General features: G+C 62.0%; 16 protein-coding genes. 6 read left to right on the forward strand and 10 right to left on the reverse strand.

The features are described 5' to 3' along the window. The 6 genes from Q8M82_RS04470 to Q8M82_RS04495 form a co-directional block, all read right to left on the reverse strand. A partial coding sequence (locus Q8M82_RS04470) for an arsenic resistance protein (RefSeq protein WP_305690180.1) occupies positions 1 to 729 on the reverse strand: 729 nt, incomplete at its 3' end. Positions 730 to 738: 9 nt separating this feature from the next. Beyond that, a complete protein-coding gene (arsC, locus tag Q8M82_RS04475) occupies positions 739 to 1164 on the reverse strand; it encodes an arsenate reductase (glutaredoxin) (RefSeq protein ID WP_305690181.1) in 426 nt (141 codons plus the stop codon). 8 nt (positions 1165 to 1172) lie between these two features. After that, positions 1173 to 1700 (reverse strand): arsenate reductase ArsC, encoded by a 528-nt coding sequence (locus Q8M82_RS04480; RefSeq protein ID WP_305690182.1) that lies wholly within the window; start codon positions 1698 to 1700, stop codon positions 1173 to 1175. Then, entirely contained in the window at positions 1693 to 2064 is a 372-nt protein-coding gene (locus tag Q8M82_RS04485) for an ArsR/SmtB family transcription factor (protein WP_305690183.1), read from the reverse strand. The genes Q8M82_RS04480 and Q8M82_RS04485 overlap by 8 nt, the downstream gene beginning before the upstream one ends. Positions 2065 to 2124: 60 nt before the next feature. Next, complete coding sequence (scpB, locus tag Q8M82_RS04490; protein WP_305690184.1) at positions 2125 to 2817, reverse strand: SMC-Scp complex subunit ScpB; 693 nt, start codon at positions 2815 to 2817, stop codon at positions 2125 to 2127. A gap of 5 nt (positions 2818 to 2822) precedes the next feature. After that, a complete protein-coding gene (locus tag Q8M82_RS04495; protein WP_371126232.1) occupies positions 2823 to 3776 on the reverse strand; it encodes a DUF1403 family protein in 954 nt (317 codons plus the stop codon). Between the two features lie 126 nt (positions 3777 to 3902). On the opposite strand from Q8M82_RS04495, the gene Q8M82_RS04500 reads away from it, so the two are divergent. The 5 genes from Q8M82_RS04500 (at position 3903) to Q8M82_RS04520 (ending at position 8911) form a co-directional block, all read left to right on the forward strand. After that, complete coding sequence (locus Q8M82_RS04500; RefSeq protein ID WP_305690186.1) at positions 3903 to 5012, forward strand: tyrosine-type recombinase/integrase; 1110 nt, start codon at positions 3903 to 3905, stop codon at positions 5010 to 5012. A 362-nt stretch (positions 5013 to 5374) separates the two neighbouring features. Continuing rightward, a complete protein-coding gene (locus Q8M82_RS04505; RefSeq protein WP_305682605.1) occupies positions 5375 to 5632 on the forward strand; it encodes a type II toxin-antitoxin system VapB family antitoxin in 258 nt (85 codons plus the stop codon). Next, a complete protein-coding gene (locus tag Q8M82_RS04510; protein ID WP_305690187.1) occupies positions 5629 to 6045 on the forward strand; it encodes a type II toxin-antitoxin system VapC family toxin in 417 nt (138 codons plus the stop codon). Before Q8M82_RS04505 ends, Q8M82_RS04510 begins: the two co-directional genes overlap by 4 nt. A gap of 32 nt (positions 6046 to 6077) precedes the next feature. Next, on the forward strand, positions 6078 to 7241 hold the full coding sequence (locus tag Q8M82_RS04515; RefSeq protein ID WP_305690188.1) for a tyrosine-type recombinase/integrase: 1164 nt from the start codon (positions 6078 to 6080) through the stop codon (positions 7239 to 7241). 269 nt (positions 7242 to 7510) lie between these two features. Beyond that, entirely contained in the window at positions 7511 to 8911 is a 1401-nt protein-coding gene (locus tag Q8M82_RS04520) for a PAS domain-containing protein (RefSeq protein WP_305690189.1), read from the forward strand. Positions 8912 to 9134: 223 nt separating this feature from the next. Here the strand turns inward: Q8M82_RS04520 and Q8M82_RS04525 are convergent, their stop codons facing one another. The 3 genes from Q8M82_RS04525 to Q8M82_RS04535 all read right to left on the reverse strand — a co-directional run bounded on the left by Q8M82_RS04525 (position 9135) and on the right by Q8M82_RS04535 (position 10430). Continuing rightward, on the reverse strand, positions 9135 to 9602 hold the full coding sequence (locus Q8M82_RS04525) for a Ros/MucR family transcriptional regulator (RefSeq protein ID WP_305690190.1): 468 nt from the start codon (positions 9600 to 9602) through the stop codon (positions 9135 to 9137). Positions 9603 to 9769: 167 nt separating this feature from the next. Continuing rightward, positions 9770 to 10042, reverse strand: coding sequence for an HU family DNA-binding protein (locus Q8M82_RS04530; RefSeq protein ID WP_305690191.1), 273 nt, complete (start codon positions 10040 to 10042; stop codon positions 9770 to 9772). Between the two features lie 124 nt (positions 10043 to 10166). Next, a complete protein-coding gene (locus tag Q8M82_RS04535) occupies positions 10167 to 10430 on the reverse strand; it encodes a WGR domain-containing protein (protein ID WP_305690192.1) in 264 nt (87 codons plus the stop codon). Positions 10431 to 10737: 307 nt separating this feature from the next. Between Q8M82_RS04535 and Q8M82_RS04540 the strand changes: the two genes are divergently transcribed. Further along, a complete protein-coding gene (locus tag Q8M82_RS04540) occupies positions 10738 to 10971 on the forward strand; it encodes a hypothetical protein (protein WP_305690193.1) in 234 nt (77 codons plus the stop codon). A gap of 418 nt (positions 10972 to 11389) precedes the next feature. Here the strand turns inward: Q8M82_RS04540 and repC are convergent. Beyond that, the coding region (repC, locus tag Q8M82_RS04545) for a plasmid replication protein RepC (protein ID WP_305690194.1) at positions 11390 to 12523 on the reverse strand (1134 nt) is incomplete at its 5' end.

Genomic DNA, 12523 nt, shown 5'->3' on the forward strand with positions numbered 1-12523 from the left:
CTGCGCGATGATCTGCGCGCCCTGGAAGCCGAACAGCAGCACCAAAGTCGCCAGCAATGCTGCGAGCGAGACCGGGCCGAGGCTGGAAAGCAGCCGGTCGAGCGCCGCCTGTCCTCCGGTCGCCAACAGCCGGCGACGGATCAGCTGCGCGATGATCACCGGGATGACGATGTAGAGCACGACCGACAGGACCAGCGTGCCCCATGGCACGGTGATAGCGGAGAGCCCGAGCAGCAATCCGACGATCGGCGCGAAGGCCACGACCATGATGGCGTCATTGAGCGCCACCTGACTCAGCGTGAAATGCGGCTCCCCCTTGGTCAGGTTCGACCAGACGAACACCATGGCGGTACAAGGCGCGGCTGCGAGGATGATCAGCCCGGCAATATAGCTGTCGATCTGGTCGGCTGGCAGATGTGGCCGGAACAGCCAGCCGATGAAGAGCCAGCCGAGCAGCGCCATCGAGAACGGCTTGATTGCCCAGTTGATGAACAGGGTGACGCCGATGCCGCGCCAGTGGCGGCCGACCTCGCCGAGCGCGGCGAAGTCGATCTTGAGCAGCATCGGGATGACCATCAGCCAGATCAGCACGGCGACCGGCAGGTTAACCTTGGCGATCTCGGCCGCACCGATCGCCTGAAATGCGCCCGGCATGACGTGCCCGAGCGCTATGCCGGCGACGATGCACAAGGCGACCCAGAGGGTGAGATAGCGTTCAAATGTCGACATGGTTCTTCCTCACGCGGTCGCGACGCGGCGTCCGTGCTCATCGATGACACGCTCGCCGTCTTCCTTGACGAACTCGCCCCGCTGCGGCGGCGGCAGGTCGAGCACGTCTTCGGATGGCCGGCAGAGCTTTACGCCCTTCGGGCTCACGACGATCGGCCGGTTGATCAGGATCGGATGGGCCAACATAGCGTCGAGCAATTGGTCATCCGTCAGATCCAGATCGCCGAGGCCAAGCTCGGTGTAAGGCGTGCCCTTCTCCCGCAGCAGGTCGCGCACCGAGATGCCCATGCGCTCGATGAGTTGAACCAGCATTGCCCGCGACGGCGGTGTCTTCAGATACTCGATGACGTGCGGCTCGACGCCGGCATTGCGGATCAGCGCCAGTGTGTTGCGCGAGGTGCCGCAATCGGGATTGTGATAGATGATGACATCCATGGCCGACCTCACGCCGCGCTGTTTCGGGGCGAGGATGCACCTTCCGATTGCCCGATCTCTGCGAGCTTGGCGCGGAGCGACGACTTGTCGAGGCTGGCCACGGGCAGAGCCGTAAAAACGGAAATCCGGTTCTTGAGATAGCGGAACGCAGCGACGAAGGCGGCTTCCTTCTGGATATCCGTGCCCTCGACCGCGGCGGGGTCCTCGATGCCCCAATGCGCGGTCATCGGCTGGCCGGGCCATACCGGGCAGCTTTCGCCGGCAGCGTTGTCGCAGACGGTGAATACGAAATCCATCACTGGCGCATCGGCGACGGCGAACTCCTCCCAACTCTTCGAGCGGAATCCGTCGGCCGGGTATTCGTAACTCTTCAGCACCCTCAGCGCGAAGGGATTGACGGTCCCCTTCGGTTGGCTGCCGGCGGAGAAGGCCCGGAAGCGACCACCCCCGTCCTTGTTAAGAATGCTTTCGGCAAGGATCGAGCGTGCCGAATTGCCGGTGCAGAGGAAGAGAACATTATAGATGCGGTCAGCCATTGGCGGGCTCCTTGGTGACTCCATTTTGAGGGGTGCAGCAGGGTGAAAGGTCAGCGATCAACGGTGCGCAGATCTCTGGCCGCCCGCCGCAACAATCCTTGACGAGATAGCCGGCAAGCTCCCGCACCGCATCAAGCTTTGCCCGGTAGATGATCGACCGACTCTGCCGCTCGGCCTCGATCAGCCCGGCTCGGGACAGGATTGCCAGGTGTGTCGACATGGTGTTGTGGGGCACGATCATGTGGCGGGCGATGTCACCGGCTGGCAATCCATCAGGCTCATGCTCGATCAATAGCCGGAACACGTCGAGGCGTGTCGGCTGGGCGAGTGCCGCGAAGGCGAGGATGGCTTGTTCTGATTCCATATGTCGAGACTAGTGGACATAACGGGCAAAGTCCATAGGTCAAAAGTCCGCTACGGGCCGCTAATCCTCGATTTCGACGGTTTCCCCCTCGTCGCCGGAAAAGGTGGGCATGATGTCTCCCGCGAGCAGCTTCTCCTTCGAAAGCAGGCCCGCGTCCTCGAGCGCCTCAAAGTCGGGGAGGTCCCGTAGCGTGTCGAGCCCGAATTCCAACAGGAACTCTTTCGTGGTGACGTAGGTATAAGGGGCGCCCGGCTGCGGCGCGCGCGGGCCGGACGCAATAAACCCGAAGGAGCGCAGATTGCCGATCAGGTCGCGGCTGATCTCTTTTCCGAAGAAGCTGGACAGCTCGGCGCGCGTGATCGGCTGGAAATAGGCGATGCACATCAAAACCAGTACTTCGGATTGGGTGAGATTGACCGCCCGTTCACTTGAGCCGACCGCCGTGCGAATGGCGTCGGCATAGGCCGGACGAGTGAGGTGCTTCCAGCCACCGGCAACCGCGACCAGGTCATAGGGGCGGCCACGCAGCTCCTCCCGGATGTCGTCGATCAGGAGGTCGATGCTGCAGGTCTTGCCAACGATCCGGGCCAGCGTCTCCCGAGTCACCGGCTCACTAGCAGCAAAAATGGTTGCCTCGACGCGGTTCATCCATTCGCGCCAGCGCGCCTCGGGCGGTAGGTGATCCAGTTCGCGATCGAAGAGGCCTTCGACTCCCCGCACCTTTTTCCGTCTTCCCGAAGCACTCTCCGCCATAGTGGTTATAGCCCGTAGATGCGGAAGGTCGAGCGCCCGCTGAGTTCGCGGACGCCGCCGAGCTCAACCAGGCGGTCGAACAGGCGCCGACTGGCCCAGCGCGACAGGTTCCTGGTGGTGAACGTTCCCGACAGCGCCTCATCGTCGAGCAGCCGGTCGACGACATCGCCGGCCGACTTGGATCGCAGCTTCGGCACGACCGCCCGAAGCCGTTCGGCCTGCGCCGCCATGTCTGCCGCCAGCCGGCAGGCATCGGCGGCTCCAAGGGCCGCAGCAATAAAGACAGCCTGCTCGAACGCATCGTTGCCGGGCCGCGCGCGCCGGCCCTCCGATCTCGAACGAAGCAGCGGGATGTGGATCTGGGTGGCAAGAATCGGCACGGCATGCCTCCAGCCCATGCGCCAGGACAGCGCGCAGTCTGCCAGCCACCAGGCCAAGATTTCGGCCTTCGGGCCTTCCCGCATGACGGCCGCTGCAATGCGCGCCGCGACAATGGGGGCCGGGGCGCCGCCGCCCACTTCCTCCCGTGCGATGTCGACCAGTTCGCTGAGACCGTCCGACCAATCGATTCCGAGCAAGGCGACGAGCACCTGCAAATCCTCGGCGCCTGGCGGCAATGACCGGCCGGCCAACCGGCGCCAGCCGGCCAGCACATTGCCGGCGGGTCCTGCCTCGTCGCCGGGCAGGCGCAGCAACCAGGCGTCCCGCAATGCCGCTTCATCTTCGGTGCGGCCGATCAACTTCATGCAGGCGGCCGCGGCTCTCAGCGCTAGGCGATGCCGCCATGCGCCGTTCCATTCGGGCTCGGATCGCACGAGATTGTCGAGCGCGTTCAAGGCGCTGCCGGCCATGAACGCGGCTTCGACCGGGTCCTCGATACGGACGCGCGGCACGGCCCACGCCGGGACTCTGGGAACAGGGAAGGAGAGATGCGATGGCGATGCGGGCTGGCGACTCATGCGAACAGACTAAACGTGATGTGCGGTTTATACGAGCATTTTCACTACTATCCGCACCGCTTGTCGATCTTGTTTTATGTCCGGTAAGCTTCCATTACCGGACGTATTCTGATAGGCTGCCAAATCATGGAAAATCCCCCGCCGAAACCCGCCAAAAACGATCTGCCGGCCGTGGATCCGCTCGCCGGCGACTTGCCCGATATCATCGATCTCGTCATGGAAATGGGCGAGCCCACACCCCGCGTCCCGGCACACGTCGAGGATCTGGTCGAGACCGCCAGGGACTATGCCGACAACGCCAGCTCGGAGAACACGCGCGACGCTTACACCAAGGATTGGAAGCACTTCACCTCCTGGTGCCGGCGCAACGGCTTCGATCCCCTGCCCCCGGATTTGAAAGTGATCGGGCTCTATATCAGCGCCTGCGCCGCCGGTGGTACCAAGCTCGGCGCCCCGGCTCTGTCCGTTTCGACGATCGAGCGCCGTCTCTCCGGCATTTCCTGGAATTTTACGCAGCGCGGCCTTTCCATGGACCGGACCGATCGCCACATCGCCACCGTGCTCGCCGGCATCCGCCGCAAACACACCAGGCCGCCTCGCGTGAAGGAAGCCGTCCTCGGCGACGACCTCATCGCTATGATCGCCACGCTCGGACACGATCTCAGGGGACTCCGCGACCGTGCGATCCTCCTCCTCGGCTTCGCAGGCGGCCTGCGCCGTTCCGAGATCGTCGGTCTCGACGTTACACGCGACGATGAGAGTGATGGCGCCGGTTGGATCGAGATTCTTCCGGGCAAGGGCGTGCTGGTGACGGTGCGCGGCAAGGGCAGTCGCTGGCGCGAAGTCGAGGTCGGCCGCGGCTCCAGCGATCATACCTGCCCCGTGGTCGCGCTCGAGAGCTGGGTCCGCTTCGGTCGCATCGCGCGGGGTCCGCTCTTCCGCCGCATCTTCAAGGACAACAAGACCGTCGATACCGAACGGCTCTCCGACAAGCACGTCGCTCGCCTGGTCAAGCAGACCGTGTTTGCAGCCGGCGTTCGAGCCGACCTGCCCGACGCGGAACGGGTGCTCCTGTTTGCCGGGCACTCGTTGCGTTCAGGTCTCGCCTCGTCGGCCGAGATTGAGGAACGCTACGTTCAGAAGCAGCTAGGCCACGCCTCGGCCGAAATGACCCGTAAGTATCAGCGCCGCCGCGATCGGTTCCGGACCAACCTCACCAAGGCGTCCGGTCTCTGAAAAGCCCCCTTCCCTCCCCCAATTGCAAGCGAAGTGGCTCAATCGGGGAGTGCAGGATTTGCACCTTAGCGCTTCAATTGAAATCGGGAAGTAAAACCGACAGCGGCGGCGGCGCAGTCGCAAACCAGGGTCTGGCGCCCGGTGCGGGAAAGATCGTATCGGCTTGAATTCACATTAAAGAACCTATCATACCCAAGTGAAATAGCCATTCCTTTGTTTCACATCGACACCGGCTCGTACGCAACCATCACTATCGATAATTACCTCTTATCGATAGTAAGCCATCTCGGAGCAAATTCTTGCTGGCTGAGCCGCCATCGTGCTAGGTTTGGCGCGTGACCACGCGATCGAAGGCGCCCAGAATGTCCGAACCACAGCTTTCCATTCGCAGCGCCAAAGCCAGGACGCTCGCACGCTCTCTTTCGCGACGCACGGGACTGTCGATGAACCGCCTCGTCGAGCAGGCGCTCGAGCGCTACGATCGCGAACTGCGCGCAGGCGCCCCCGCCGCCGCCATTGATATCGTTTGGGATCTGGCCGCCGCGGGACGGATCGGTGTCACTGCGGGCGCAAGTTCCGCCCATGACGATTTCTACGACGAGCATGGCCTGCCGCGGTGATCGCGCTCGATACCTCCGTCATTCTGGCCATCGCTCTCGACGAACCCGAGGCCGACGCCTTCAAGGCCCTGTTACGCCATCAGCCTTTGCTGATCGGCTGGCCGACCCTGTTCGAGACGCGGGTGGTTTTGGCCGCGAAGGGGTTCGCGAATGCAGCCGAGATCGTCGCGCGCCTCGCCGAGGCCCCCAACGTCACCGCCCTGCCCTTCGAGGCCAAGCATTATCAAGGGGCCGAGATCGCCTATCAGCGCTACGGCAAGGGGCGCCACCCCGCCGGGCTCAACATGGGCGATTGCTTTTCCTATGCGGTGGCGGTCACGGCCAAAGCGCCGCTGCTGTTCAAGGGCAACGACTTCGGGCAAACCGATCTCATCTGCCATCCCGGCTCCATCGGCCCCGAACGCCGGAAATGACGGATTCGCACGCCGATCGGACGGAATTCCCCATGACCGACATCGTCACTCTCGGCGGCTTTGAGAACCGCCGCGCCCTTCAGCTCGACGCGCTGGCCGGCATTTTGCCGATGGAGCGTCGCGACAAACTCGCGACCATCCTCACCGACGACGATGTCGAGACCCTGCGCCACCTCGCCCGCGAGGGAATGGGTGAGAATTCCCTGCGAGCGCTTGCCTCCGACCTCGCCTATCTCGAGGCCTGGTCAGTCGCCTCGACAGGCTCACCCCTGCCCTGGCCGGCACCTGAAGGATTGGTGCTGAAGTTCGTCGCCCATCACCTCTGGGATCCGGCGCGGCGGGCCGAGGACGCCGCCCACGGCATGCCGAACGACGTCGAGGCTTCCCTGCGCGCCGGCGATCATCTGCGCAGCGACGGGCCCCATGCGAGCTCCACCGTCAAACGGCGCCTGGCTCATTGGGCGACGCTGCATCGCTGGAAGGGGCTTGAAAGCCCGCTCGGCACGCCTGCGATCCGCACCAGCGTGCGCCTGGCGGTCCGGGCCAGCGCAAAACCGCGCCGGCGCAAGAGCAAGCGCGCCGTGACGCGCGACATTTTGGACCGGCTGATCGCGACCTGCCAGACCGACCGTCTCGCCGACAGCCGCGATCTCGCCATCCTGCTCGTCGCCTTCGCCTCAGGCGGACGCCGGCGCAGCGAGGTGGCGCGGCTGCGGCTAGAGCAGCTGAGCGAGGAAGGCGATGTGCCGCTCGATTCCGACGATCCCAACTCGCCTCGCCTGCCCTGCATGGCGATCGCGCTCGGCCGAACCAAGACGACACAGTCCGACGACGATGCTCGCGTGCTGTTGATCGGCTCAGCCGTCGCGGCCCTGCGCGAATGGATCGAGCGGGCGAATATCAAGAAGGGGGCGGTGTTTCGGGCGATCGACCGCTGGGAGGCGATCGACGACCGGGCGCTGACGCCCCAGGCCGTCAATCTCATCCTGAAGCGCCGCTGCACCATGGCCGGACTCGATCCGGTAGAGTTTTCCGCTCACGGCCTCAGGTCCGGTTATCTGACCGAGGCAGCCCGGAATGGCGTCGCACTGCCTGCGGCGATGCGCCAGTCGCAGCACCGCTCGGTTCAGCAGGCATCGCGGTACTATAACGACGCCGATCAGGCACTCGGAAAGGCTGCAAGGCTGGCGATCTGAGGCGCTACCCTTTCGCAAGCTTGGCAGCAGCGGCGGCGGACCGGCTGGAAACTGAGCGCTGCGGCTAGTGAATTGATCGGGACAAACGAGTCCGGCTTGGTCGCGCCGAATATCCGCCCTCTGGAGAGCGGACAGCGGAAAATTCGACCCTTTTGAGACGTTCGCGCCAGGTGTCATATAAAAAAATAGACACTCGTGTTAGTTACCTGGAGGCCCGACTCCGTCATCGCATTGAAGGCAAGTTTTTGGAAAAGTTTGACGCGTGGGAGATGACCGGCCGCCTTGAGCACGAGCAGGGGAAGGGCGACCCGTTTGCGGCCGCTCTTCGTGCAACTCGGATGCCCATGATCGTTACCGACCCCCGGCAGGACGATAATCCGATTGTCTTCGCCAACGACGCTTTCCTGGCTCTGACGGGCTACGAGCGCGACGACGTCATGGGGCGCAACTGCCGCTTTCTTCAGGGCGAAGACACAGATCGGGATACTGTTATATCCCTTGGAAGAGCGGTCGCAGCCGGAAAGGATATCACCGTTGATATCCTAAACTATCGCAAGGACCGCTCACCTTTCTGGAACACGCTCTACGTCAGCCCCGTGTTCTCCGAAGGTGGGGAGTTGCAGTTCTTCTTCGCCTCGCAAGTCGATGTGACCGGCTCGCGCGAAGAGCGGCTGCGTACCGAGCGTGCTGTGAAAATCGCGCAAAGCATCGCTGATACCGTGCGCGACCCCTTTGTCATACTCGATGAGCAATTACGCATCACCACGGCCAGCCGCAACTTCGTCCGCTTGTTCGGAGACGCAGAGCCAAACGTTCTCGGCAGGCGGATCGATGAACTGAAACAAGGACAATGGGATGTCGCTGCGCTGACCGCGCTTCTCAAGAACGTCGTTCCCGATGAAGCGGCATTCGAAAGTTTTCTGATAGAGGACGAATTCCCTGATCTTGGATATCGCGTGTTTAAGCTCAACGCACGCAAAATCCATGTTCCGGATAATCACGTCATCAACCTTTTGCTTGCTTTCGAGGATGTCACCGACGCGGTCAGTGCGGATCGCAACAAGGACATGATGGCGGCGGAATTAGCTCACCGCATCAAGAACTCGCTCGCGATCATCTCTGCATTCGTCTCATTTGAGATAAGGCGAGCGGCAGAGCCGTGCGTCGTGGGTTTTCAGGCTATGCAGTCGCGCATCAACGCGGTTGGAAACCTTTACGACGTGATCGCCCGGTCTAGTGCCTTTGGGCCGGTGAATATGCCCGTCTATCTCGCAGAAATTGCCGCGAGCATTCGTTCAAGTCTCCTCGGCGAAGGCTCGGAGATCGAGCTAGCCTTGGACGTTGAACCGTTCAATGTCAGTGCTGACAATGCCGTCCCTATTGGCTTGTTAGTCAACGAGCTCGCAACGAACGCGATCAAACATGCTTTCCCCAACAACAAGGGCCTTATCGTTCTCGGCTTCCGGCAGCGCGACGGCGAGTTTATCCTATCGGTTCAAGATGACGGCGTCGGCATGGATGGCAAAGAGCGACCTTCCGCGTCGTCTGGCATGGGAACGAGATTCGTGGATGCCTTCGTCCGCCAGATCGGCGGAATACTCGCGCGGGCCAGCGGAGCCGGAGGCACAACGATCACAGTTCGACTGCCGACAAGCATTTTGTCAGCATAAGGCTTTTGCGAGGCAACCATCCCGCACTCCATAAGGCGTTATAAGACGATAGACTTTGCGTGACTCGCGATAGTCAATGTCTCTTCCCGACCCTCCCGCGACCTTCCGAACGTCTGCAAACAGGCAGGGCCGCGCGGCTCTTGCCGAACTGTGCCGACGGTCAATGGTACCAAGCGTCCGATTCAAGCGACTAGAGCCCCTCTCCAGCCCACGATCCTGCAGATCACGCCGACCCTTTGGCTCGGGTCGTTCTCGCGGGAGATGCAGCCCTGCGCGCGGAGCCGACCGCAGCCTTGCGGCCCAGCCCCATCGACTTCGCAAGCGCAGAACGTGCTTCGGCGTAGGCGGGAGCGACCATCGGGTAGTCCGAAGGCAGACCCCACTTTACGCGATACTGTTCAGGCGTCAGGCCATAGGAGGTGTTGAGGTGACGCTTCAGGGATTTGAACTTCTTGCCGTCTTCCAGGCAGATGATCGCATCCGGCGTGACCGACTTCCGAATCGGGACCGCTGGGATCAGTGCGGCAGCAGGAGCAGGAGCCGACTCCGAGCCGAGCCCCGCAAGCGCCGAATAGGTGCTCGCGATCAAGCCGACGAGGTCGGCCGGCTGAACGTTATTGTTCGAGACATAGGCAGAAACAATCGAAGTCGTGAGCTCAAGAAGCTCGGCCGTGTTTTCGATTTGGGACATTGTTCTCTCCAAGGCCGCCGGAGTGTTCTGGGATATTTCCTCAAACTCCGGGATATCTATAACGTCGAGCAAGGTCTACCTAAATTCGGCGTGTAAGATCCAGCAGCAGTGCAGAATCGGAGCGATGATCGCGTCCGATTCTGCAACTCACATGCGCCGAGATCAGATCAGGCGACGGTGTCGGCCAGATCCTTGGCAACCTTGAACTTGACGACGGTCTTTGCGGGCACGTCGATCATCGCGCCGGTCGAGGGATTGCGGGCCTGGCGCGCATTGCGCTTGGCGACCGTAAGCTTGCCTATACCGCCAAGTGTGACATCGCCGCCCTGCTTCAGGGTCTTCGCGGCGACCTCGGCGAGGGACGATAGGACTGCGCCAACATCAGCCTTGCTCTTGCCGGTGGCTTCGGCGACCGCTGCAATGAGTTCGTTCTTGGTCATTGAAAATCTCGCTGATTGGGGGAATGCCCGCTCCGAATATCTGAAACGGGTGCGAGAGCAAGCATTCGCGCGGCTGGGTCGGATCGCAATTGACGGCTCCCCTCCCCGTCCGCACAGGCCGCAGTCAGCGAAGCCGGTAGCCGCGCGCCACCTTGCGCGTCAGCCAGACGTCGAGCGATTCAGCGGCGGCAGCATGATCGGCGTGAAGATCGAGACGGCGCCGGCCATTGGCCCCGATGCGTCCCCATTCGCGGATCAAGGCGGTGTCGCCAAACAGCGTTGGCTCAATTGCCAACACATAGAAGCGAGCCATGTTGCAGCCCTCGTCGCGGCGCTCCAGCACCAGCATCTGCAGCTTCCCCGGGGTGGTCTCGCGCGCGACATCCATGGCCGACATCTCGCGCACCGGGACAGCATCGGTCCAACGCAAAGCTTGAATCGATCAGCCCGCATTGATTCAGACCGGTGATACGTCGCCCATATCGGCGCCGAGCCTGCGACGCTCTCTCCAGGGCAATCGGTTTAGGCGATATCCCGGAAGGTGCTCGTGTGAGATGCCCAAGCTACCTCTCGCATCCAGGTCCGCGTCATTTTAACCAAACCAGCGGGACGGCAGGCTGTGAAACGGTCTATCCTCGTAGCGCTGTCGCTCTCCCCTACGCGCGCGATCACTGCAATGTCTCGGAGGCTCCCGCATGAATGAAAAGTCGAAGCAGCGTATCGATGCCGATAACGCGTTTCTGAGGACCCAGACGCAATCGATGGTGCGCGATCGCGTCCTGTCCGAAAGCGATACGATCGCCGAGACCCGAGACGCCAATACGGCCCGGCTGAGAGAATTGCGCCTGCAGAAGGAGGCGCAAGCGCGCGAGGCTGCAGCAGCAGTTCTGCCCAAGCCTGTTCCGCAAAAACGCCCATTGCCCGATTGAAAAGGCGCTATCGACCTCCTCGCACAGCGAACCGCCATCCGATCACGATAGGGCCCTTCAACGCGAAACCGTCTCCAAGCGAGGCCGGCTCGTAAGCGCGGGACGATCTGTCGGTCGTGCCGTGAAATCATCCGACGCTTTCAGTGCCGCAACGACGCACGGACGAACATAAGCGCGCATTTCAGCACGCCAATGTTCAGTCATTGTCTCCCACCGAAACTGATGGGGATCACGCACAGACTCGTGCAGAGCTTTTGCCGCAGCCTCGACAGCCTCTGAAACACGACGCTGATCCATGCCCAACACAACCCAATCGAAGACCTATGAAGCTCGCATTCCCAAAGAGGAGCGGAACGAGGGGCACCTGTCGACTAATTCTTCACGTTAAACTTGACGCCAGTCGACCTGATCGTTGCCACTACGCTCGCTTCTTGTTGCGCTTGCGGCTGCCGATGAGCGCCATCAGCATCGGTCCAAGCGAGAATTCGCCAGCCTCGGCCCTTCGCGTCAGCCCCCGCAGATAGCCGCCGGCGCTGCTGATCGCTTCACCACGCTGCAGGATAGCCGCCACGACGATCGAAGCCTGGACTTCATCCAAGACGCTGATTGCTTCCTCCCATGCGCTCGGACTGATCCCCAGCATCGGCCGAACGACAGCGACGGTCGCCATGAAGTCGCGCCAGTTCCCGATTCCGCCCTTCGAATAGTCGATGAGATCGGGACAGGCGTCCAAAACCATGCTCAGCGGGAATGTCCCTTCCGGCATCCGCTTCGGTTCCGGCACAATCTCCAAGCCAGCCCCCCTGCTTTCTGGAAAGCGAGGTTCAAGATCAATAGGGGAGTCTGGATTTGAATTCTGTATGTGGCGCTCATTCTGAGACTCATTGCCGCTCACATTTTGGGTTTTGATATGATTTTCCAGTAGGTTGAGGATCTCATCCGCAAGCAGTGAGAGCTCCTCGGCAATCGGCTCCAGAGCCAGGCGCGTCGGGCTGCGCGGAATCCGCATCATGATCCCTCGATAGAGCTCGTGGATCTCAGCCCAGTCGGCCGGCCCATGCCCGGCTTGCTGCGTGGGGACGCTCTCCTCGATACCTGTCGCGATCATCTTGACGATGTCGCGCCGGCAGATCGTGATACGCTCTTTGACTAGGCGCAAAGCACGGGCTTCCGCCTCGACCTCGTCCGCCAGCGCTTCGAATTCTTCCGCCCGCACAACGAGTGGGGCGAGGTCGAAGCCGAAGGCGAACTCAATCTCCCCTCCCCTTCCCTTACGCGCATAGCGCTTGCCGTTGGGGCTGTCGCGCCTGACAATCAGCCCTGCGTCGACCAGAGCCGCGAGATGACGCCTGAGCGTCGCCATCGGCATGCCGTGCGCCCGCAGCCCAAGCTGGTGGTTCGAGGGGAAGACAATCAATCCCTCGCCCGTCAGGACCGTTTCCGGGTGGAAAGACAGCAAAGCATCCAGGACGGCTAAGGCGCGCTCAGGTACGCAAAGCGCGTTCTTGGCCGTGCAGATCGCCCGGAAGATATTCCATTTGTGGACCGCTTT

Source organism: Allobosea sp. (genome assembly GCF_030694325.1).
Taxonomy (GTDB): domain Bacteria; phylum Pseudomonadota; class Alphaproteobacteria; order Rhizobiales; family Beijerinckiaceae; genus Allobosea.